19 protein-coding genes are annotated in these 22,958 nt (G+C 62.4%); 8 read left to right on the top strand and 11 right to left on the bottom strand.

Annotated elements, in window-relative coordinates:
* Positions 1-127 precede the first annotated feature (127 nt).
* A complete protein-coding gene (locus BLT65_RS15240) occupies positions 128-1,192 on the top strand; it encodes a glycosyltransferase family 4 protein (protein ID WP_007731003.1) in 1,065 nt (354 codons plus the stop codon).
* Between the two features lie 312 nt (positions 1,193-1,504).
* Here the strand turns inward: BLT65_RS15240 and BLT65_RS15235 are convergent, their stop codons facing one another.
* On the bottom strand, positions 1,505-1,807 hold the full coding sequence (locus tag BLT65_RS15235; protein ID WP_007581545.1) for an H-NS histone family protein: 303 nt from the start codon (positions 1,805-1,807) through the stop codon (positions 1,505-1,507).
* A 289-nt stretch (positions 1,808-2,096) separates the two neighbouring features.
* Here BLT65_RS15235 and aqpZ point away from each other — a divergent pair, with 289 nt between their 5' ends.
* Both aqpZ and BLT65_RS15225 read left to right on the top strand, forming a co-directional pair.
* Positions 2,097-2,846 (top strand): aquaporin Z, encoded by a 750-nt coding sequence (gene aqpZ / locus BLT65_RS15230; RefSeq protein ID WP_091778844.1) that lies wholly within the window; start codon positions 2,097-2,099, stop codon positions 2,844-2,846.
* A 361-nt stretch (positions 2,847-3,207) separates the two neighbouring features.
* Entirely contained in the window at positions 3,208-3,528 is a 321-nt protein-coding gene (locus BLT65_RS15225) for a PXPV repeat protein (RefSeq protein ID WP_091778842.1), read from the top strand.
* A gap of 137 nt (positions 3,529-3,665) precedes the next feature.
* Here BLT65_RS15225 and BLT65_RS15220 read toward each other — a convergent pair whose 3' ends face one another.
* Both BLT65_RS15220 and BLT65_RS15215 read right to left on the bottom strand, forming a co-directional pair.
* Positions 3,666-4,487, bottom strand: a complete 822-nt coding sequence (locus BLT65_RS15220; protein WP_042305146.1) for a Cof-type HAD-IIB family hydrolase — start codon at positions 4,485-4,487, stop codon at positions 3,666-3,668.
* Positions 4,488-4,579: 92 nt separating this feature from the next.
* Positions 4,580-5,464, bottom strand: a complete 885-nt coding sequence (locus BLT65_RS15215) for a glucosamine kinase nucleotide-binding domain-containing protein (RefSeq protein ID WP_091778840.1) — start codon at positions 5,462-5,464, stop codon at positions 4,580-4,582.
* Positions 5,465-5,615: 151 nt separating this feature from the next.
* On the opposite strand from BLT65_RS15215, the gene BLT65_RS15210 reads away from it, so the two are divergent.
* Both BLT65_RS15210 and BLT65_RS15205 read left to right on the top strand, forming a co-directional pair.
* A complete protein-coding gene (locus tag BLT65_RS15210) occupies positions 5,616-6,218 on the top strand; it encodes a DNA-3-methyladenine glycosylase I (RefSeq protein WP_091778838.1) in 603 nt (200 codons plus the stop codon).
* A gap of 443 nt (positions 6,219-6,661) precedes the next feature.
* On the top strand, positions 6,662-7,087 hold the full coding sequence (locus BLT65_RS15205) for a hypothetical protein (protein WP_091778836.1): 426 nt from the start codon (positions 6,662-6,664) through the stop codon (positions 7,085-7,087).
* Between the two features lie 151 nt (positions 7,088-7,238).
* Here the strand turns inward: BLT65_RS15205 and rpsU are convergent, their stop codons facing one another.
* Together rpsU and BLT65_RS15195 are read right to left on the bottom strand one after the other, a co-directional pair.
* The gene (rpsU, locus tag BLT65_RS15200) at positions 7,239-7,451 is read right to left on the bottom strand and encodes a 30S ribosomal protein S21 (protein WP_007581560.1); all 213 of its coding nucleotides are present in this window, start codon (positions 7,449-7,451) and stop codon (positions 7,239-7,241) included.
* 295 nt (positions 7,452-7,746) lie between these two features.
* A complete protein-coding gene (locus BLT65_RS15195; protein ID WP_091778834.1) occupies positions 7,747-8,688 on the bottom strand; it encodes an aldo/keto reductase in 942 nt (313 codons plus the stop codon).
* A gap of 242 nt (positions 8,689-8,930) precedes the next feature.
* Here BLT65_RS15195 and BLT65_RS15190 point away from each other — a divergent pair, with 242 nt between their 5' ends.
* The 3 genes from BLT65_RS15190 (at position 8,931) to BLT65_RS15180 (ending at position 11,673) form a co-directional block, all read left to right on the top strand.
* Positions 8,931-9,749 carry a flagellin domain-containing protein gene (locus BLT65_RS15190; protein ID WP_091778832.1) on the top strand — a complete coding sequence of 273 codons (819 nt, stop codon included), beginning with the start codon at positions 8,931-8,933 and terminating at the stop codon, positions 9,747-9,749.
* 163 nt (positions 9,750-9,912) lie between these two features.
* Positions 9,913-11,346, top strand: a complete 1,434-nt coding sequence (fliD, locus tag BLT65_RS15185) for a flagellar filament capping protein FliD (protein ID WP_091778830.1) — start codon at positions 9,913-9,915, stop codon at positions 11,344-11,346.
* A 33-nt stretch (positions 11,347-11,379) separates the two neighbouring features.
* The gene (locus tag BLT65_RS15180; protein WP_244186504.1) at positions 11,380-11,673 is read left to right on the top strand and encodes a flagellar protein FliT; all 294 of its coding nucleotides are present in this window, start codon (positions 11,380-11,382) and stop codon (positions 11,671-11,673) included.
* A 163-nt stretch (positions 11,674-11,836) separates the two neighbouring features.
* On the opposite strand, the gene BLT65_RS15175 is transcribed toward BLT65_RS15180, so the two are convergent.
* From BLT65_RS15175 to BLT65_RS15150, 6 genes are read right to left on the bottom strand one after another with little or no spacing between them, the layout of a single operon-like run.
* Positions 11,837-14,287, bottom strand: a complete 2,451-nt coding sequence (locus BLT65_RS15175) for a tetratricopeptide repeat protein (RefSeq protein WP_091778826.1) — start codon at positions 14,285-14,287, stop codon at positions 11,837-11,839.
* Positions 14,288-14,324: 37 nt separating this feature from the next.
* Positions 14,325-16,721, bottom strand: a complete 2,397-nt coding sequence (locus BLT65_RS15170) for a tetratricopeptide repeat protein (RefSeq protein ID WP_091778824.1) — start codon at positions 16,719-16,721, stop codon at positions 14,325-14,327.
* 21 nt (positions 16,722-16,742) lie between these two features.
* The gene (locus BLT65_RS15165) at positions 16,743-17,948 is read right to left on the bottom strand and encodes a class I SAM-dependent methyltransferase (RefSeq protein ID WP_091778822.1); all 1,206 of its coding nucleotides are present in this window, start codon (positions 17,946-17,948) and stop codon (positions 16,743-16,745) included.
* The gene (locus BLT65_RS15160) at positions 17,948-18,886 is read right to left on the bottom strand and encodes a UDP-glucuronic acid decarboxylase family protein (protein ID WP_091778820.1); all 939 of its coding nucleotides are present in this window, start codon (positions 18,884-18,886) and stop codon (positions 17,948-17,950) included. Before BLT65_RS15160 ends, BLT65_RS15165 begins: the two co-directional genes overlap by 1 nt.
* Positions 18,883-20,778, bottom strand: a complete 1,896-nt coding sequence (locus tag BLT65_RS15155; protein WP_091778818.1) for an O-linked N-acetylglucosamine transferase, SPINDLY family protein — start codon at positions 20,776-20,778, stop codon at positions 18,883-18,885. Before BLT65_RS15155 ends, BLT65_RS15160 begins: the two co-directional genes overlap by 4 nt.
* Positions 20,775-22,940 carry an O-linked N-acetylglucosamine transferase, SPINDLY family protein gene (locus BLT65_RS15150; RefSeq protein WP_091778816.1) on the bottom strand — a complete coding sequence of 722 codons (2,166 nt, stop codon included), beginning with the start codon at positions 22,938-22,940 and terminating at the stop codon, positions 20,775-20,777. The genes BLT65_RS15155 and BLT65_RS15150 overlap by 4 nt, the downstream gene beginning before the upstream one ends.
* Positions 22,941-22,958: the final 18 nt, after the last annotated feature.

Raw genomic sequence — 22,958 nt, 5'->3', positions numbered from 1 at the left:
GATAACCCCATTTGGGCATCCTGCCAAGGGCGGCGGCACACCGCGCCCAACCGTCCGAAAGGCTTCCGCTTTTTTGCCACACGCAAAGCAGCGCCGCGCGAAGCCCGTTTGCACAAGGAGATCACGCATGCGAATCGCACAAATCGCACCGTTGTACGAAGCTGTCCCACCGAAACTCTATGGCGGCACAGAACGCGTCGTGTCGTATCTGACCGAGGCACTGGTCGATCTGGGTCACGATGTGACGCTCTTCGCGAGCGGCGATTCGGTGACGTCCGCGAAACTCGAAGCCTCGTGGCCGCGCGCGCTGCGTCTGGATCCGACGATCCGCGACGCGCTCGCCCCGCACATGCTGCTGCTCGAGAAGGTGCGCAAGGTCGCGCACGAGTTCGATGTGCTGCACTTTCACCTCGACTATCTGCCGTTCCCGCTCTTTTCGACGCTGGACACGCCGTTCGTGACCACGCTGCACGGCCGTCTGGACCTGCCGGAGCTGCAACCGGTGTTCGACACGTTCACCGATGCACCCGTGATCTCGATTTCGGATTCGCAGCGTTTGCCGCTGCAGCAGGCCAACTGGCTCAACACGATCTATCACGGCCTGCCGGAGCAGCTGCTTACGCCGCAAACGCACAAGAAGCCGGAATACCTGGCATTCCTGGGTCGGATCTGTCCGGAAAAGCGCGTCGATACAGCCATCAAGATCGCCGCGCAAAGCGGTCTGCCGCTGAAGATCGCCGCCAAGGTGGACAAGGTCGATCAGGAATACTTCAAGACGGAAATCGAGCCGTTGCTGTCGATGGCGCACGTCGAGTTCATCGGCGAGATCAACGAGGCGCAGAAGCCTGAATTCTTGTCGGGCGCGAAGGCACTGCTGTTCCCGATCGACTGGTCGGAGCCGTTCGGCCTCGTGATGATCGAGTCGATGGCTTGCGGCACGCCCGTGATCGCGTTCAACCGCGGTTCGGTGCCGGAAGTGATCGACCACGGCGTGACGGGGTTCATCTGCGAAGACGTGCAGGGCGCCGTGGCCGCGCTGCAACGTATCGACGACCTGTCGCGCACGGAAATCCGATCGCAGTTCGAGCGCCGTTTCAGCTCGAAGATCATGGCGCAGAACTATGTCGACAGCTATTCGGCGATGCTGGAAGCAACGCGCCGTCCGATGCTGCGCCGCGTGGCCGTGGGCTGATCCGCGGATTGCACGGGTCAACTCTGCCGATGCTGCGACAGATTGCGTAATTTGTTCACTTGAACGTTTGCGCTGTCATTCAAAGACAGTTATTTCGCTTCCCACACGAAAAAGCCGCCTCCCCAGGCGGCTTTTTCTTTTCCGGCGTTCGGAACCGGATCGGCAATGGAAGCGCTTTCTTCAATGCGCCGCAATGCGCTTTTACCGAATGAAGCTATCCCCGCTTCAGACGGCTTACCGCGCATTAACAGAATCTGAAAGGCGGCGAATTTCGCCAGATCGCCTTCAGGCGGCTTTCGCCGTTTCCCCTAATTAGGCCTGCCCGATCAGAAAGCGCTCGCGGTTCTTGCCGGCAATCCACTTGGGCGGCTTTCCCCGGCCGCTCCACGTGTTGCCCGACTTCGGATCCTGATATTTCGCAGGCAACGGCGCCTTTTTGGGCGGGCGTCCGCGGCGAGCCGCCTCGGCAAAACCCAGGTCATGCGCGTTAAGTCCGTATTCGGCGATTTTCTGGCGGATTTCGGCAATCACATTGCCTACTTCACTACGACGCGCTTCGTCCGCTTCCTGCTGCAAGCGGGCAATCTGCGCCTTGAGATCTGCGTATTGTGACATTTGGGCTCCCCTCTTTTTCTAAAAGTGGTTAGCACGGAGATTAGCCCGTGCTAACGAAATTCGCAATGGCGGCTAATACCGCGCTATCAAAAGTTTTCGTCTGAGTATTTATAAAGCGGCACTGAATTGTTCAAACCGCTGGACTTTTATCACGAAATAATTCCCCGTTCGTGAATGACAATTCTTGACAGTCCATTTGTGCAACGTTGCTTAAAATTTGCGCTCCCAAGTGCCGGGTAGCGCATACGCTCTCGTCCTTGAATCACCGTACTTTTTAGGATTACACACGATGAACCTCTCCAAGCGCCTCGCGGCGGAGCTGTTCGGCACCTTCTGGCTCGTACTCGGAGGCTGCGGCAGCGCCGTCCTGGCAGCAAATTTCGCCGGTCCCGTTCACGGGCTCGGCATCGGCTTCGTGGGCGTTTCGCTCGCTTTCGGCCTGACCGTCCTGACCATGGCCTACGCCATCGGGCATATCTCCGGCTGTCATCTGAATCCGGCGGTGAGCGTCGGCCTGACTGTCGCCGGGCGCTTTCCGGCGCGCGACCTCGTCCCGTATATCGTCGCGCAGGTGCTCGGCGCCGTGTTCGGCGCGTATGTGCTGTCCGTCATCGCTTCGGGCAATCCAGACTTCCATCTGGTCGCGAGCGGTTTCGCGAGCAATGGTTATGGCGACCGCTCGCCGGGCCATTACGCGTTGCCGGCGGCGTTCGTCTGCGAAACGGTGATGACGGCCTTCTTCCTGTTCGTGATTCTCGGCGCGACCGGCAAACGCGCGCCCGCCGGCTTCGCGCCGATCGCAATCGGCCTGTGCCTCACGCTGATCCATCTGATCTCGATTCCCGTCACGAATACGTCGGTGAATCCGGCGCGTTCGACGGGGCCGGCGTTGTTCGTCGGCGGCGCTGCCGTCGACCAGTTGTGGCTCTTCTGGGTCGCGCCGATTCTCGGCGCCGTGATCGCCGCTATTGTTTATCCGCTGGTGGCCGGCGATGCCCGGCATGTCACGGACGAAAAACGCGTACGCGTGACGGCCTGATTGCTGGCTATCCCGCCTGAATGACAACGGGGCGCTTCGGCGCCCCGTTGTCGTTTTCGCGGAGCCCTTCCAGCATTAATAGATGGTTCAAATGTAAGGCTGGTTTACGGCTGTATTCATCGCTATTGAAGAAGCGCTTTAGCTTTTTGAAAGGCCCATCTCGCTCCGCTCCGCGCTATACGGACAAATGGCCGGACGCCCGCAAAGCGCCATCTGTAAAGCATTGCGCGAATGCCGCAATCCACCTGATACGGCGGCATTGCATGCTTTCACTTCGTAACATCCTGTCGCAGTGCCGCTCGCCGGCGACGCGTAGATTGAACCTGTACGGCAAACACGCCGCATTCACAGGAGAACCACAATGAAGCGCATCGTCACACACATGCTCGTTGCAGTTGGCCTCGCCGCTGGCGCATGCGGTGTCGCACAGGCGCACTCGAATCTGAGCATCGGCTTGTCGCTCGGGACGCCTGCCCCTGTTTATGTCGCGCCTGCGTATGTCGCGCCCGCCCCGCGGCCGGTGTATTACGGCAACCGCTATTGGGGGGACCGCCGCTACGACGGCTATCGCCATGACCGTGGCTGGGATCGCGGCCGCTGGGATCATGGCAACCGTTGGGACAACAACAATGGCTATGGCTACCGGGGGAACGACAACCACCGGGGCGGCTATCGTGACTAAGAAGCCGGCTTTCGCGGCGTAGATCGTCTTATTGTTGCGCCTGCTGGCTTCAGACTTTCGCCTAGCTTAGTAGCCTTCACTTCAGCGTGGCGCGGCCCCTGACAGGAGCCGCGCCATTTGCATTCCACGAGCGGAATTTACGCCGTCAGTTCATCGTCCAGTTCGAACAGTTTGCGCAGATGGTGCGCGACGCCCGCTTCGAAGTTATTGCCGATACGCGGCACATTCGGCAGACGCTTGATGAGATCGGGATTCGCGTTGTTCATCATGAACGGATGGCCCGCCGTTTCCAGCATGTCGATGTCGTTCATGTTGTCGCCGAACGCAACGCACTTCGCCGCCGGAACATCCAGCCGGTCGAGCACAAACTGCAGCGCACGCCCCTTGGATACGTTCGCCGTCATCACCTCCAGACAGTCCGGCAACGAGTACGTGACGTAAAGCGCCTCGCCGAACGTGCGCTCGAGGTTGGCCGCGATCACGGCGAGATCTTTGGGATCGCCGATATACAGCGCCTTTGCGATATCCGCGCCGTCGTGCTGCTGCAGATCGGTCACGTTGTAGGTGAAGCCCGAGTCCTGGTGATAGCGCAGCAGTTCAGGCGCGTCCCGATCGATCAGCCATTCCCGGTCGGCGAACAGATTGACGATCACGCGCCCATGCTCGCCCGCGATCTCCGGCTTCACCAGTTGCTGGACCACGTTCGCCTGAAGATCGTCGGCGAAGATCATTTCGTCGTCGGGTGAATGGACTCGCGCGCCGTTCGACGTGATCAGATAGGGCCGGATACCCAGCACATCGCGAATTCCCGCGACGTCGCTATAGTGGCGCCCCGTCGCGATCACGATATGTATGCCTTGCGCTTCGAGCGTGCGCACCGTGCTGATCGTGAAGGGGTCCACCTGATGGTTGCTGTTCAGCAGCGTTCCATCCAGATCGCTGGCGATGACTTTGTACATGGGTAGGCGGCAGACGGCGTCGGAAAACGTCTATTTTATCGCCTCTTGGCGCGGCGCTTTCCGTTTCCCGCCGCTCCCATGCATTTCGCCCGTCATGCGCCGCCGATCTTCGCGGCCTCCCTCCGAGCCATCTGCAACGCGCCGTGCGCCGAATCCGAGAGCGGCGCCCGCAGACGCTCGCGATAAGGCGCGGGCACATACTCGCTCAACGGCTTGCCAAGCCCGCCGCACAGCGCGACAGGCAAGGTTCCGGACGGGTCGAGCGCCGCAATCATCTTGCCGATCTCCTGACCGGCTTCGCGGAGCAGCCGGGCGGCAAACGGATGCTCGCGATGCGCGACGACGACGGGCGCGAGGCTCGCATAAGCCGTCTGGTTCGCGTCGCACAGCCAGACGACCAGCCCGTCGCGATCGGTCGCGCCGACGTGCTCGATCAATGCCTGCGAAAGTTCGTCGGCGGGAACGCGGCCGTCGAGCGCCTGCTGCGCATGCACGATGGCCCGCAGGCCGAGCCAGGCGCCGCCGGCCTCGTCGGCAGACGGATAGCCGTAGCCGGCGACCATGCGGCTTTGACCGTCGCGGTCCAGCACCGCCGCCACACTGCCCGTTCCCAGCGCGACGATCACACCCGGCTCGCCGCCGTGCGCGCCGAGCAAGGTCGAATAGGCGTCACTTTCGATCGCGAGGCCGGCGAGCGCCGGCGCCTTCGCGCGAAATGCGGCCAGCCAGTCGCGGTTGTTGACGCCCGCGAGCCCGCAGCCGAAAACGAAGCGCGGCCAGTCGGCGGCGATGCCGGCGCGCTCGCACGCTTGCGCGCTCGCAGCCAGAATCGCGTCCCACGCGCGCTCGACGCCCAACGCAAGGCCGGACGGCCCCGCCGCGCCTTGCGCGAGTTCCTGCCCTCCGGCGTTCGCCAGCACGACGCGCGTGCCGGTGCCGCCACCGTCGACGCCGATCAGATAGAGGTCTTGATTCATCGATATGCTCATTGATGTGTTAACGCATAGCGTGGCAGGTCTTTTCGCCCGCGACAATTAGCCGATCGGCCAGGTTGCGGCCGAAAGCCGATCCGCTATGCTGGCGTGGCCCGACAGACGGGCGATCAACCAACCATGCAGGAGCCTGAACGTGGCGGAGCAGCGATGCAACTGGGCGACGACGAGCGAAGCGCTCGCACACTATCACGACACCGAATGGGGCGTCCCTTCGCGCAGTGACCAGCATCTGTTCGAGATGCTGGTGCTCGAAGGCGCGCAGGCCGGGCTGTCGTGGTCGACGATTCTGAACAAACGCGCCGGATACCGGCGCGCCTTCTCGAACTTCGACATTGACAAGGTCGCGCGCTTCACGCCGAAGAAGATCGACGCGCTTGTGCTCGACGAAGGCATCGTGCGCCACCGCGGCAAGATCGAATCGACGGTTCTCAATGCCAAGGCCGTCATGCAGATTCAGGCGGAGCATGGGTCATTAGCGGATTTCGTGTGGTCGTTCGTCGATAACACGCCGATCCAGAACGCGTGGACGAGCTACACGCATGCGCCTGCATCGACGGATGTGTCGGACGCGCTCAGCAAAGCGCTCAAAGGCTATGGCTGCAAATTTGTGGGCACAACCATCTGCTACGCGTTCATGCAGGCAGTCGGTATGGTCAACGACCATCAGACCGATTGCGCCTGCTATGCGCGGTGCGCCCTGCTCGGGAAGAAAGGCCGCAAAAAGAGCGTGAAGTGACGAGTGCGGCTTGTTCCGGTGGGTTGTGCGTATGTGTCGCGCCGTTGCAACACATGGCATAATCGCGCCCGGCTCGAACGGGCATGGCCTGCTGCATAGCGTCACCCGCAAACCCGCTTCCCGCAAGGCCTCGAACAAAGCTTGACGAGCGGAGCGACGGCCGTTCGTGCCCGCATTGAGCGCTAGCCAACACAACGGCTGACCTTTACCGCATTCCGCTCGTTATAACTAATGTATGCGATGTCGTTCGACGCGCCTCCGGACGGGGATAGTCAGCCGGGTGTCGGCGGCGTCGCTGGTGCAGGGCGTGCGCTTCGCAAGCCGTGAATTAGGCGGTAAATGATGCTCTCGTCGCCGCTTCGGGCGTGAGCACGTCACGGAATACTGTCGGCGATTGCACCAGAAAGGAATGACCGCTGCGCAGTGCGCGGGGGGAGACCAACATGAAAAATCATAACTTCCTGACACATCAGGAAATTTTCGACCGGGCAGTCGAGCATCTGTTCGGCCAAGGCCGCGCGGCGCTCCTGCCGCGCGGTGGCGGCGCCTACCGCGGTTATTGCGGCGGCTGCCCGGTCGGCAGCTTTATCCATCCGCGCGACTACATGACCGCGATGGAAGGCATTCCCGTGCGATACGTCGGCAAGACGCCTTCTGATACGCCCATGTACATGGACGTCGGCGTGGCTGCGCTGAAGAAGGCGTTGTTGCGCGCGCGCCTGAACATCTACGATCCCGTCACCGTCGAATTGCTCAGTTGCCTGCAAAACGTGCATGACGTTTTCGGGACTTGGGAATGGCGCGACCGGCTACGCTCGATCGCCCGCCAATTCGTCCTTTCCGACGAACGCGTCAAAACGGCCGCCTGATATTCAGCCTCACGAGCGACGGCAGCGCACGAAGCTTCAGCGCGCCAGGTCCGGCAAGCGAACTAAACCGCACAAATGAAAAACGGCGGTGTGGCTTCTTTCGAAGCTCACACCGCCGTTGGCGTGCTTTTGCGTACCGGAGGAAGCGTGCTTAGTGCAGCTTCTTCGGCAGCATCTGGCTGCGCAGGCGCTTGTGCAGGCGCTTCACTGCAGCTGCCTTCTTGCGCTTACGTGCCGTCGTCGGCTTTTCGTACGCCTGGCGCTCACGCAGTTCTGCGATCAGGCCATTCTTTTCGATTGCGCGGCGGAAGCGGCGGATTGCCACTTCGAACGGCTCGTTTTCCTTCAGAAGAATCGTCGTCATGTAATTCCTAAATACGCTTGATACGGTTAATGGCGTGGCGGTCAACCCACTCACGCGCCGGCCCTCCGGTCGTTTCAGACTGGCGAAGCACAACTGAAAACGAGAGGCAATGCGGCCACGGAGGCCGGAAAAGAGAGGTGGGAGTTCACCGCGAAACGCGGGCAGCGCACGTTGCGGCGCCGCGCCTAGCTAGCGTTTCGCCACCAGTAACCCATGACGAAACGAGCAAAGATCTCAATTCACTCCCGATCATACCAGGAAATTCGCTTTCAGACCAGCATTTTAGCGATTCTGTTCAGGCACTTGCGTCGTTCAATATGCGCAAATCCGTGTCGGTAAGCGTCAGATGCACTGCTGCGACAAGACTTTCGAGCTGTTTGACCGACGTCGCGCTGGCGATCGGCGCCGTGATGCTGGGCCGCGCAATCAGCCATGCCAGCGCTACCGAGGCAGGCGTGCTGCCGTGCCGCTGCGCCACTTCGTCGAGTGCGTCGAGGATCGCGAAGCCGCGTTCGTTCAGATAACCCTCGACCTTGCGGCCGCGCGCGCTTTTCGACAGATTGTCGCGTGAACGGTACTTGCCCGACAGAAAGCCGCTCGCGAGGCTGTAATAGCAGACGACACCCAGCCGCGCGGCGAGCGCAACGGGTTCGAGATCGGTTTCGTAGGCCGCGCGGTCGTACAGGTTGTACTCCGGCTGGATCGCCTGATATTGCGGCAAGCCGTTGTCCCGAGCGATCTGCAGCGCTTCCTGCAAGCGCGCGCCGCCGTAGTTCGATGCACCGATCGCCCGCACCTTGCCCGCTTCGACCAGCTGCTGATACGCGCCCAGCGTTTCCGCGAGCGGCGTCTCCTCGTCGTCGAGATGCGAGAAATACACGTCGATATAGTCCGTCTGCAAGCGCCGCAGCGAGTCTTCGACAGCCGCGCGGATATTGCCCGCGGATAATCCCTTGCGGCTTCCCAGCATGCCGACCTTGGTCGACAGCACGATTTTGTCGCGCTTGCCCGACTTCGCAAACCACTTGCCGATGATCGTCTCCGACTCGCCGCCGTGGTTGTTCGGCACCCAGGCGGAATAGACGTCGGCGGTATCGATGAAATTCAGGCCGCCGTCGGCGAACGCGTCGAGGATGGAGAACGACGTCGCTTCATCCGCCGTCCAGCCGAACACATTGCCGCCGAACATCAGCGGCGCGACCTGCAATTGCGACGTGCCGAGATTGCGTTTCTGCATGACATCTCCACGAGCAAAGAAAGCGGGCCAACAAGGATACGCCGTCTTGACATTCGTCACAGACGCCCCCGCGCGCACCCGCGCCACACCCATGCGCCCCCAAATTTCGCGAGATCGCCCCTAAAGTTTTCTTCTGACCACGCCGTCAACCAGGACAGGCGGCGACGCAATGCACACGTCAAGCGCGACGCCGAGCCAAAACAGCCTCTCCATCCGAGGCGTTTTAAAAACGAGGACGCAAAATGCTGAACATCAACACCAACATCGCTTCGCTGACCGCGCAGAACAACCTGTCGGGTTCGCAAAGCGCGCTGTCGCAGGCGATCAACCGCCTGTCGTCGGGCAAGCGTGTGAACACCGCTGCTGACGACGCGGCAGGTCTCGCGATCTCGACGTCGCAAACGGCTTCGATCAACGCACTGACGCAAGGTGCTGCAAACGCGAACAACGGCATTTCGATGGTGCAAACCACGAACGGCGCGCTGCAATCGGTCGTCGACAACCTGCAACGTATCCGTCAGCTGGCTGTGGAAGCAGGCGACGGCTCGCTCGACTCGAACGCGCTGGCAAACCTGCAGTCGGAAGTGTCGACGCGTCTGACGGAAATCACACGCGTTGCGCAACAAACGACGTTCAACGGCCAGTCCGTCCTGACGGGTATCAGCTCGGTCAACTTCCAGATCGGCGCGTTCAACGGCCAGCAGATCACCGCTGACTTCGGCACGCAGTCGTGGGATTCGAGCAGCCTGGGCATCAGCGGCCTGACGGTTGCAACGGCTTCGGACGCTCAGGCAGCAATGAGCCAGATCGACAACGTTCTGACGAGCGTCAATACATTCCAGGCAACGCTGGGCGCAACGCAGAACACGTTCCAGGCTGCAATCTCGACGACGCAAACGCAAGCAACGAACATGAGCGCAGCACGTTCGCAGATCACCGACGCAGACTTCGCGACGGAAACGGCGAACCTGTCGAAGGCTCAGGTTCTGCAACAAGCCGGTATCTCGGTGCTGGCGCAAGCGAACTCGATGCCGCAGCAAGTTCTGAAGCTCCTCCAGTAAGACTGACGACTAGCGGCGCACCGCACGGCGCCGCGCCCCGAGGCCGCGGCTCGCGCCCGGCTTCGGTACGCAACTGGATCGCATGGTTGGGAGGTTCGCCTCCCATCATGCATTTACAAGCCACGAACAAACGGCATCCTGTTTCGCCAATCGGAGCACCCGCATGACCACCACGTCGACTTCGACTTCATCAACTGACGTCGCCACCCTGCTACAACAGGCGGCGCAGTCCATTATCAGTGGCTCGACCAAGTCGACCCTCGATGTCGACTCGCTGGTGTCGGCGCTCGTAACGGCGAAAACGGCCGCTCAATCGTCGCAAATCACGACCAAGCAGAATTCGGACAACGCCGAACTCTCTGCAATTGGCAAGATCAAATCGGCACTTTCGTCGCTGCAGACCGCACTGAGCGGCCTGTCGGACGGTACGGCGCTCAACCAGCTCGCAGTCGCTGTCACCGGAACGGGCCAGGGCGTCACGGCAACAGCCGCACCCGGCAAGGGCGCGGTGGCTGGCAACTACACACTCGACGTCACCAACATCGCGACGGCGAACAAGATTTCCTCGCAGGCCTTCGCTTCGAACGCGCCCCTCGGCAGCGGCACACTGACAGTTGGCGTCGGCACGAGCACGATGTCGATCAACGTCTCGTCGACCGACACGCTGGCAAGCATCGCCAACTCGATCAACACGGCGAACAACAATCCAGGCGTATCGGCCGCCGTCATCACGGCAGCGGACGGCCAGCACCTCGTGCTCACCTCGACGCAGACGGGCCAGGCCAACCAGGTCACGGTTTCGGCAGGCACGGGCGTCAACGCCGGCCTGAACACAGCAAGCTTCACGCAGGTCACGCCCGGCGCAGACGCGCAGTTCTCGATCGACGGCAACCCGATCACGAGCGCAAGCAACACCATCACGACGGCACTCACGGGCGTCTCCATCGATATCTCGGGCGCGTCGGCAAGCAGCACGCAGACGATCTCGATCACCAACGACACGACGGCTTCGACGAAAGCGATCAACGATTTCGTCACCGCGTACAACAACTACATCACGACCGAAACGGGTCTGACCTGGGATCCCACGCAGGCGACGGGCTCGCAGGCCGGTGCGCTGCTCGGCGACTCGATGACGAACACGATCACTAACGGTCTGGGTGGCCTGATCGGCGGCGGCATTACCGTGGGCGGCAAGACATTCAGCCTGTCGTCGATCGGCATCGACCTGCAGCACGACGGCACGCTGTCGGTCGATACGACCGCGCTGCAAAACGCGCTGACGAGCAACAGCTCGGCCGTGGCAGCCGTGTTCAACACGACGAACGGCATCGGCACGACGCTGAACTCGTTCATCAACACGTACACGCAGACGAGCGGCACGATCGACCAGCGCACGCAGAACCTGAACACCGACCTGAGCAATCTGTCGGATCAGGCGACGCAGCTCACGAACTTTCAGAGCCAGTTGACCGATCAGTACAATGCGCAGTTCTCGGCGCTGAACACACTGATGACGACGATGCAGAACAACACTGCCTACCTGAACCAGCTGTTCGGCGGCGGCGGCCTCTCCGGCTCGCTGAACTCGAAGTAACGCGGAACGGGACACCGCTCAATGGAACATACGATGAACGACTCACTGACTCGCGCACTGGACCTGACACACGCTCTCGAAAGCGCGGTTTCGCAACAAGACTGGGCGCGTGCGTCGGCGATCGTCGAAGAGCGTTCGCCGCTGCTGATGTCGCTGTGTCCGGACCAGACGCCCGAAGCGCTCGACAAGATCCGTTCGATCCAGCGCATCGACGCCGGCATTTCCGCGCGGGCTCGCAGCGGCATGGACCGACTTTCCGAGCGGCATGGCGATGCGCTGCAGCGTATCAAGTCGGTGAGCATGTATCACACGACAGGCATGCTCTGAGCAACAGATCTGAAGAACGCCGTGCGACGTAGTGAAGAAGAACTGCGCGGATTGATAAAGCTGCAGCGATGCAGCTTTTTTTTGCCTGCTTCGAGGCGTGATGTTCGCGACTGCGCCGTCCGGGCGTGATCAGGCGTAGTCGCTGATTCCAGAGCGGGATTGTCTACCTCACGCCTTGTTCGTACACGCGCCACATGCCGTCGAGCGCGTCCTCGAAGTTGCGCGCGAACCGGCGCGCATCGCACATCGGCGATGCAAGTACATGCTCGCGTAACGTCGCACGCAATGCTGCCAGCGCGTCGGGATCGGCGGCCAGTTCACTCGTCTTCGCGATGTAAGCCGCCCGGTCTCTGCAGATCCACGCACCGAAACCCGCGGCATGCAGCACGCTCTCGCAGATATGCCCGAGGAACCGGCTGCCCTTCATGGCCACGACGGGCACACCCATCCACAGCGCTTCGGCCGTCGTGGTTCCGCCTGGGTACGGAAATGGACTCAATACGATATCGATCCGGTTGAACGTCTCCAGGTAGGCCTTGCGCGCCGAACCGCCTTCCAGCAGCAGGCGCGACGCATCGATGCCGCGTGCTGCGAAACGCGCATACGTCGCCTCGAGTGCGTGCTTGCGATCCAGTTCGTGCGCCTTGACCAGCAGCCGCGAATCCGGTGTGGCGCGCAACACCTGCACCCACAGATCGAGCACTTCGTCGGCCATCTTCGCGAGCTTGCCGAGATAGCCGAAAGTGACGATGCCATTCGCGCGCATCGGCAGCGGTCCGACGCTCACGTCGTGCTCCGGTGTCGACATGCACAGATAACTGTCGGGCAGCCGCCACGGCTTTTCGATGAAGTGATGCGCTTCCTCCGGCGGCAGCACGTATCGGTCGCCGAGCACATAGTCGATTTCCTTGACGCCCGTGGACGCGAAAAACCCGATCCACGACACCTGGATCGGCGCCGGCTTCATCGCGAACACGGACAGGCGATTGAAGGCGGTGTGGCCCGACATGTCGAACAATATGTCGATGCGATCGTCGCAGATGCGCCGTGCCGCAGTGTCGCGCGACATGCCCCACAACGGCGTCCACGCGGTGAACAACGGCTTGAGCCGTTGCGTCGTATCGTCTTCGAGCTCGTTGGTGGGATAGGCAATCAGTTCGATCCGGGAAGGATCGATATGCCGCAGCGCGCTTTCGGTGAAGATGCCAACTGGATGCTGGCGCAGATCGCCCGATACGAAACCCACGCGCAGCGGCCGTGCGCCGCGTGCCGCCGGCGTATGCGTGAACGGCGTGGCACCGGCAGCGAGCCGCTGGCCGAAATAGACCGCATCGGCCAGATAGTCTTCGACGGGCCGCTGCACCAGCCCTGCTTCGCAAAAGAGCAATGCCGTATGCGCCGCTTCCGCATCCGGCGAACGCTCGATCGCGCTCCGGTAGCTCGCGGCAGCCGCATCCAGATCGCCGAGCGAACGCAGCACGTCGCCCAAATTGATGTGCATGCGCGCCGATCCCGCTTTCAGCTCGAGCGCCTTGCGGGCAAACGTCAATGCATCGTCCGCGCGGGTCGTCTTCAGGTAAGCGACGGCGAGATTGTGCTGAACCTCGGCGTCGTCATCCGCGAGCGTGACCGAGCGCAGATAATTCTCGATCGCCTCGTCATAATGGTACAGTCCAAACCACGCATTGCCGAGCGTCGCGTATGCTTCTGCAAGCGACATGCGCGGCTCCGCCCCGCGCGGTGGCGCAAGCGGCGCAGCCGCTGCCGCGCCGCCCTGATATGAATCGATGATTGCCTGCGAAAGCTGCATCGCGTTGCGGTAATGCACAGCCGCTGCCTCGCGCTCACCCATGTCACGGAGCGTGTTGGCCAGATTGTTGTGCACCCCGGGCCGCGCGGCATCGAGTTCGATCGAACGGCGCAGACTCACCGCCGCGCCCGCCAGATCACCGCGCGCGAGCAGCAGCGTGCCGAGGCTGTTGTGCATCAAGGCACGATTCGGATCGTGTGCGATGGCCTCTCGGTAACTGTCGATAGCCGCCTCGTACTTGCCCTGCTCCATCAGCACGTTACCAAGGTTGTTGTGCGCGTCGGCGTAGTCCGGCCTGAACGAAATCGCCTTGCCGTACGCCTTCACCGCGCTCTCCATTTCGCCGAGATCCTTCAGCGCATTGCCGAGATTGTTGTACGCCTCGGCGTAGCCCGGCCGCAGTTCGATGGCCTGCGCGCAACTGCGCATCGCCAGATCCGGCTGACGATCCTCGCGCAACGCGTTACCCAGGTTGTTGTGCGCCTCGGCATAGCCCGGATTGAGCGTCACGGCCTCGCGATATCCGTCGATCGCGTGCTTCAGCTGTCCATGCTCGCGCAGCGCGTTGCCGAGATTGTTGTAGTAGATCGCGTTTGGAAAGATGGCGATCGATTGACGCATCAGCGCAATGCCGGCCTCATGCTGCTGAATCTGGCAGGCGAGCAGCCCGAGAAAATGCACTGCATCCGGATGCCGCGGATTCGCGCGCAGGATCTGGTCGTAGATGGCCTTGGCCTCGGCGAGCCGCCCGACCTGATGATGCGCGAGCGCCGTATTGAGCAGTTTCGAGTGGTCCACTGTCATCCTTTTGAATCATGAGTGTGAGGCCGGCTTGCCCGCCTCATGCGTCGCGGGCGACGACATGCTGCGCCCACATACCTTCGAACGCCGCCTTGAGGTTCTTCGCGAAGCGGCGCGCGTCGCATAACGGCGACGCCAGGGTCTGCTCGCGCAAGCCGGCGCGCAAAGCGGCAAGTCGCTCGGGCCGTGCGGCCCATGCGCGCGCCAGTTCGAGATACGCAGCCTCGTCGTGTGCGATCCAGCAGCCTTGCCCGGCAGCATGCAGCACGCTTTCGCAGATGTGCGTGACGAATCGGTCGCCTTTGAGCGCCACGACGGGCGTACCCATCCATAGCGCTTCCGCCGTCGTCGTGCCACCTGGATAGGGGAACGGGCTCAGCATGATGTCCACGCGGTTGTAGGCCGCGAGATATGCGTCGCGAGGCGACCCACCCTCGAGCACGAGACGCGATGCCTCGATGCCGTGTGCGGCAAAGTTCTGCTCCGTCGACCGGCACGCATGCACTGCGTCCAGCTGGTGCGATTTCAACATCAGCTTCGATCCCGGCACCGCGTGCAGGATGCGAGACCACACGCCAATCACAGCGGGCGTGACCTTCGAAAGCTTGCCGAAATAGCCGAACGTCGCATGCCCTGCCTCGCCGTTCTGCATCGTCGCGTTTTGCAGCATCGGCAACGGGCCGACTTTCACGTCGTCGCTGGGCGGGGTAAAGCACAGGTAGCTGTCGGGAAGGCGCCAGATCTTCTCGACGTAATGCGATTCTTCGTCCACGGGCAGCACGAGCGGGTCGCCGAGCACATAGTCCATCGTCGCCAGTCCCGTGGTGCCGAAATAGCCTAGCCAGCTCACCTGCAACGGCGCCGGCTTGCACGCGAACATCGGCAGGCGGTTGTAGACCGTGTGTCCCGACAGGTCGACGAGGATGTCGATGCCGTCGTCGCGGATCATCTGCACCGCCTGCGTATCGGCGACGTTCACCAGACTTCGCCATGCGTCGAAGCGCGTCTTCAGGCGGCGCGTGATGTCGTCTTCGCTTCTGCGCGTAGAGTAAGCGATGAGCTCGAAGCTGCCGTCGGCGAAATGCTCCATCACCGACTCGATGAAGATGCCGACAGGATGCAGCAGCAGATCACCCGACACGAATCCGATACGCAGCTTGCTCCCATCGTGACGCGGCGGCGGGTGCTCGCACACGCGCGCCCGCGCGGCCATGCGTGCGCCGAATTCGCGCGCGGCCGCGAGCGTGGTGGAAGGCGGCGTCGCCGCGTGCGTGGCGAGATCGAAGATCAGGCGGTTGTGCGCCAGTTCCTTATCGCCGTCGATCGCGAGACCGCGCCTATAGCTGTCGATCGCGCCGTCCGCGTCGCCGAGCATGCTCAGCGTGTCACCGAGATTGAAGTGCGGCACGGCCAGATGCGGCGCGAGCGCGACGGCCTCGCGCGCGTGCCCAAGCGCTTCGTCGGCGCGACGCTGTTTGAGCAGTGCGACTGCCAGCCGATGATGGACGTCCGCATCACGCGGCGCGAGTTCCACGGCCGACTGATAACAGAGGATCGTCGCGTCGAGCTTGCCGGCCTGCTCATAGGTGTCGCCCAGTTCCACATAAATCGAAGCGTCGTTGCGCGCGATCTCCGCGGCGCGTGTCAGCCATTGCGCGGCTTCGTCGCAACGCTCCGCGCCGCGCAACCACCGCGCGAGCGTGCGACGACGTTCGACGTCCATGGAATCGAATTGCGCCGCGCGTTGCAGGCAACCGATTGCGCCTGCGATATCGCCGTTTGCATGCAGCAAGGTCGCGAGGCTGTCGAGGTCTGCCGTGCGCGTCGGATCGATCGCGATCGCCTGACGGAACGCCGCAATCGATTCGTCGCCATGTCCGCGCCCCGCCTGCGCGCGCGCCAGATTGCTGAATGCTTCCGCGTAGTCCGGCCGGAAGGACACGGCCTTCTGGTAAGCGAGCGCCGCGCTGTCCCGATCGCCGAGCGCTTTCAGCGCATTGCCGAGATTGTTGTAGGCCTCGGGATAGCCGGGCCGCAGCTCGATCGCCTTCGCGCAACTGAGCATCGACGCGTTCGCGTCGCCCGCTTCGCGCAGCGCATTGCCGAGGTTGTTGTGCGCCTCCGCATAATCGGGACGCAGCGCGACGGCATGGCGGTAACCGTCGATGGCTTCCGCAATCTGGCGGCGCTGCAGCAACGCGTTGCCCAGATTGTTGTAGTACACGGCGTTCGGATTCGCCGCAATCGACGCGCGCATCAGCGCGAGCCCCGCTTCGCCGCGATTCGTCTGGCACGCGAGCAGTCCGGAGAAATGCAGCGCGTCGGACTGTCCCGGATCGGATTGCAAGATAGCGTCGTAGAGCGCCTGCGCATCGGCGAGACGGCCCGCCTGATGATGCGCGAGCGCGACGTTCAGAATATCTGGGATGTCGTGCATGATCGAACTTCCGCAGCGCGTTCAGTAGGGATGCGCTTGCGCGAAGAAATCGACGAGGCCGCCGTCGTGCTCGATCAGCACGTTCTTCGTCGCGATGCCTTCACGTTCCATTTCGGCAATGATGTCGCGCGCGCGCCATTGCGTCGGGATGACGATCACGTCCACTTGTGCCTCTTTCAGCACGTCGCGGAATTCGATCCGTTGACCGGTGCCGGGCACATAGGTACCGACCTTGCCGCGATCCGAATCGACCACGAGCGGAAAGCGTGCGGCATCCGCGCCGAATTGATGAATGAATGCGGCCGCCTTGCCCGTTCCGCCCCAGATCGCGACGCGCTTGCCCGAAGCGCTCAGTTGCGATAGTTGCTGCGCGATCGTCGCGCGGCTCTTGACCGTGCGAACAGCGAACTGCGTCGCAGCCTGGGCCCGCGTTCGGGCACCCGCCGGCACGCCAAGCTTCACTAGCGCATAGACTACTTCACCATCGTAACCATGCGCGAGCGTGACTATCTCGCCCGCACGCGACATCAGCGTGCGAAACGATTCCGTCGTGAAATGCGATACGTGTTCATAGAAGAAATCGGCGAGACGCTGCGTGTCGAACACGCGGTCGATGCACGGCACTTCCGCGAACAGCCAGCAGTCCTTGCCCGCCGATGCCGCGCCCCACGCGAGCGCTTCGACGAGCCGTGCCGGTTCGGTCAGATGTTCGAGCACGTGACGGATCACCACGGCGTCGGGACTGAACGCGGACATGTCGGCGAGCGGTTCGAAAAGGCGCGGATGAAACTCGACGCCGAGTCCCGTTTCAGGTGTCGCATTCGGATCGAAGCCGATGAAGCGCCCGCCCGGCTGCGCTTGCGCGAGTCCGCGCACGAAGTGTCCTTCGCCGCAGCCAATCTCGACGACGTTTGGCGCATCAGGCAGACGTGACAGCACAAGATCGCGCGTGTGCGCGAGATGGCCTTTCCAGATGCTGCCGCTGTTAAACATCCGGTTGGGGTTGCTTTGATACGGAATCGCGTCGTATTCGAAGCGGTGATTCCATACGTGCGCGCACGACGGACACTGCACGAAATCCTGTGCGTGGCGCGGCAGCGACTGCGCAGCGTGCGCGGAAGCGGGCCACGCGAGCGTCGCGAGCGTCTGCTCGCCAGCGGGGAAAAATCGCGCGGCAACCGTGTTCGCGCAAACGGGGCAATCCGCTTCAATCAGATCGCAATTCATCACTTCACTACCTTCCTGAAATACGCGATGGTTTCCCTCAAACCGTCTTCGAGCATTACGCCCGGCTGCCAGTCGAGATGCCGGCGAGCCTTCGCAATGTCCGGGCGGCGCTGCACCGGATCGTCCGACGGCAACGGGCGGTATTCAATGCGCGAGCGAGAGCCCGTGAGACGCAGCACCGTTTCGGCCAGTTCGCGGATCGTGATCTCGCTCGGGTTGCCGATGTTGAAAGGACCGGGCTCGCCTTCGTGATTCATCAGACGCAGCAGCCCTTCGACAAGGTCCTCAACATAGCAGAACGAGCGCGTCTGGCTGCCGTCACCGTAGATCGTGATGGGCTCGCCATGCAGCGCCTGCACGATGAAATTGGACACCACACGGCCGTCGTCGGGACGCATGCGCGGACCATAGGTGTTGAAGATGCGTGCGACACGAATATCGACGCCATGCTGACGGTGATAGTCAAAAAACAGCGTCTCGGCGCAGCGCTTGCCTTCGTCGTAACAGGCGCGTGGCCCGTTCGGATTCACGTTGCCCCAGTAGCTCTCGGGCTGCGGATGTTGCTGCGCGTCGCCGTAGACTTCGCTCGTCGATGCCTGAAGGATGCGCGCGCCACAGCGCTTCGCGAGACCGAGCATGTTGATCGCGCCGAGCACTGCCGTCTTCACCGTCGAGACAGGATCGCTCTGGTAGTGCACGGGGCTTGCAGGGCACGCCATGTTGAACACGCGATCAACTTCGACGTACAGAGGCAGCCACACGTCATGGCGGATCACTTCGAAATTGACCTTGCCGATCAAATGGTGAATGGTCTGCTTGCTACCCGTATGAAAGTTGTCGACGCACATCACGTCGTGACCGGCCGCTACCAGCCGGTCACACAGATGCGAGCCGAGAAACCCCGCGCCGCCGGTGATCAGGATCGACTGTGCGTTCACTGCGCCGCCTCGGCGGGAAGCGTGGCCGGATGCGCCAGGTGCGCGTCCCACATACCGTGCAGCGCCGCTTCGAAATTGCGCGCAAAGCGCGCCGCGTCGCACAGCGGCGAGGCAAGCAGTTGCGCACGCAGTCCGCTGCGCAACGCCGCGATGCGTTCACGATCCGCGGCGAAGGCGACGGCTTTCTCGACATACGCGGCGTCGTCGGCCGCGATCCAGTCGGCGAGACCGGCCGCGTGGCACATCGTCTCGGCGATATGCGTCACGAAGCGCTCGCCGCTGCGGCATAGCACAGGGACGCCCATCCAGAACGCTTCCGCCGTGGTAGTGCCGCCCGGATACGGGAATGGGCTCAGCATCGCGTCGACGCGGCGATATGTCGCGAGATATTCGTCGCGTGCGGAGCGGCCCTCGAGGATGAGGCGAGACGCAGGAATGCCGCGCACCGCAAAGCGCTTGATGAACGCGTCGCGCACATAGGCGTCGCCAAACTGGCCGGACTTCAGCAACAGTTGCGAGCCTGGCACTTTCTGCAGCGCCGCGGACCAGACAGCGATGACCTGATCGGTGATCTTCGTGACGTTGCCGAAATAGCCGAAGGTCACGTGACCGTTCGCCAGCATCGGCAGCGGGCCCGGTTCGACAGACTCGTTGGGCGGCGTGAAGCACAGGTAGCTGTCGGGCAGGCGCCAGGGCTTTTCGACGAAGTGGGCTTCTTCCGCTTCGGGCAGCACATGCCTGTCGCCGAGAATGTAGTCGATCGCGCTCACGCCCGTGCTCGCGAAATAGCCCGGCCAACTTACCTGCACGGGCGCCGGCTTCCATGCGAACAGCGGCAAACGGTTGTGCGTGCTGTGGCCCGATGCATCGATCAGGATATCCACGGCGTCGTCGCGGATGCGCTTTGCAGCCGTTTCGTCGCTCATGCCCGCGATGCTCGTCCACGCGGAGAACGCAGGCTTGATGCGGATCGTCAGTTCGTCTTCGAGATTGCGCGTCGGGTACGCAACCAGCTGAACGCGCGATGCGTCAATATTGCCGAGCACGCTTTCGATGAAATAGCCGACGGGATGCTTTTTCAGATCGCCGGACACGATGCCGACGCGCAGTGGACGGTCTGCGCGCGAGTCTGCATCGACAAGCCACGTCGTGAACGGCTTCGCGCGTGCGCTGACCAGTTCGCCGAAACGCACGGCTTCTTCGAGATAAGCTTGCGGCGTCGTCCCACCCTGGTAGTTCAGCGCGAACAGCAGATTGCTGCGCGGCTCCGCGTAGTCGGGGCGCAACGACGTCGCGTTACGCCAGGCTTCGAGCGCGGCATCCAACTCGTTCAACTCCATTAGCGTGTTGGCGAGATTGTTATAGGCCTGCGCGTGATCCGGCTTGAGATTGATCGCATGGCAAAACGACTGGACCGCCTCGTGATGGCTCTTCAGCGCGCGTAACGCGTTGCCCAGATTGTTGTGTGCATCGACATAGTCCGGCTGCAACGCAAGCGCCTGGCGGAAACATTCGACGGCCGCCGCATGGCGATTGTTCGCCTGCATCACATTGCCGAGGTTGTAGAGGTAGAACGCCTCAGGCTTACGCGTAATGGCGCCCATGATCAGATCGCACGCGGTCTGGTACTGGCCGAACTCGTGAGCGATCAAACCCAGCAGGTGCATTGCATCGGCGTGATCCGGATCGATGGCGAGGATCTGCCGGTACAGCGTTTCCGCTTCATCGAAGCGCTCGGCCTGATGGTGCTCGACGGCTGCCTGCAAGGTCTGCGCGATGCGCTCCTGGGCCTGCGTATCTAGCGCTGCCTGCGCTCGAGGCGCTGCGCCGAAGTTGGTGGGCGTCGGAATGCGCTGCCACGAATGGTTATGGTTCGGGTTGAAGTCAGTCATGCGAAATTGCGCTCCGCTTGATTGCGGGCGTCCTCCATTAGGTGTCGATCCCGTTGTGCGACGTGCCGGTCGTCGGCGTGAAGACATGCGACGTAGCGCGTCCACATGCCGCGAAATGCGTGCTCGAGATGGCCAGCGAAGCGCGCCGCGTCGCACAGCGGCGACGCCAGCAGCCGCTCACGCAGCGTGCTTCTGAGCGCCGCCAGATGATTGGGTTGCGTGCTGAAGCGGACGGCCTTCGCGACGTAGTCATCGTCGCTTTGCGCGATCCAATCAGGCAGATGCGCCGTGTTCACGATGCTCTCGCCGACGTGCGACAGGAAGCGCTCGCCCCGGCGCGTCAGGACGGGCACACCCATCCACAGCGCCTCGACGCTCGTCGTGCCTCCCGCGTATGGGAATGGATCGAGCGCGATGTCGACGCGGTTGTATGCAGCGAGCAGTTCCGCGCGAGGCGACTGGCCTTCGAGCATCAGACGTGCGCCGTCGACGCCATGTGCCGCGAAACGTTCGCGCGTCGTCTGCTGGACCGTCAGGTCATCGAGCTGTCGCGTCTTCAGCAGCAGGCGCGAGCCCGGCACGGCGGCGAGCACACGGGCCCACAACGCCATCACGGCATCGTTGAGCTTCACCAGATGATTGAAGCAGCCGAACGTGATTGCGCCGTTCTCGCCGCTCGCCGTGGCGGGTAACGGACCCACGTCGATATCGATGTTGGGCGGCGTAAAGCACAGATAGCTGTCGGGCAGATGCCACGCCGTTTCGACAAATTGTGATGCTTCAGACGGTGGCAGCACGTGACGGTCGGCGATCACATAATCGATCGAGGCAAGCCCCGTCGTGGCGAAATAGCCGAGCCATGTCGCTTGCACGGGCGCGGGCTTCCATGCAAACACCGGCAGACGGTTGTGATTCGTGTGGCCCGACAGGTCGACAAGAATATCGATGCCGTCGTCGTGGATGCAGCGCGCGCAGGCCTCGTCGTCGAGCCGCGACACGTCACGCCATGCGCTGAAATGCGACATCAGGCGCTGCGAAACCGCATCGTCGCGTTTGCGGGTCGCGTAGGCGACGAGTTCAAGCTGAGTCCCGTCGAGGTGCCCAAGCACGCTCTCGAGAAAAAAGCCGACGGGATGCGAATTCAGATCACCGGATACGAAGCCGATGCGCAGACGCTTCGCCGCAGCGTCGGATTGCGTCAGATGCATGACGTGCGCCGGGTGCGCAAAGGCCCGGGCTTTCGATGTCTGGCACTCCCCGTAGGCGCGCGCTTCGGCGCATTGCTCGTCGAGCAGTACGTCGGGCCGCGTGTTCAGCAGCAACAACAAATTGCTGTGCGCCTGCGCGAAGCCAGCATCGAGCGAAACGGCTTGCCGGTATCGCGCGCAGGCTTCGTCGAGTTGCCCCTGATCGCGCAATACGTTACCTAGGTTGTTGTGCAGCATCGCGCACGCCGGTTCGAGCGCGAGCGCCCGCCGATAGCTGGCGACGGCTTCGGCGCTGCGCCCGTACTTTTCCAGAATGTTGCCGACGTTGTTGTGTGCGTTGACGTCGTTCGGGTTCAGGGCGATCGCCTTGACGTAGCTCTCTAGCGCCTCTTCGTCGCTGCCGAGGTCGAGCAGCGCGTTGCCGCGATTGACCCACGCCTGGGCGAATTCGGGATTGAGCCGGAGTGCGTGATAGCTGCATTCGAGCGCTGCCATGGGGTCGCCCGATTCGCGCAACGCATGGCCGAGGTTGTTGTGTGCTTCCGCGTAATCGGGCGCTATCGCCAGCGCCGCCCGATACGCGGCCACCGCGCTCTGAAAGTTGCGCGCGCGGCCCCGCATGTTGCCGAGGTTGTTCAGATAGATTGCATTCGGATGCAGCTGGATCGACTTTTCGATCAGGCCGATGCCTGTCTCCAGATGCCCGGCGTCGCATACCAGCACGCCGAGAAAATGCATCGCGTCGGGATGCGCGGTGTCCTGCTGAAGAATCTGCTTGTAGAACGCAGCTGCTTCGGCGAGCCGACCTGCCTGATGATGTGCAAACGCGCTCTGGAGCAACGCTGCGGCGTCGAACGGAGCCGATTGCGCTGGCGACGGTGGCAACGTGAGCACCGTCGCGTCCTCGCGGACGTCGATGCTTGCGCATGGTTCGTGGTCGGCTCTTGCTTCCATTGGCTGATCGTGTTTCGC

Origin of the sequence: Paraburkholderia steynii, assembly GCF_900100565.1 — a bacterium.
Lineage (GTDB): Bacteria > Pseudomonadota > Gammaproteobacteria > Burkholderiales > Burkholderiaceae > Paraburkholderia > Paraburkholderia terrae.
This window is presented reverse-complemented; position numbering and strand designations above follow the sequence as displayed.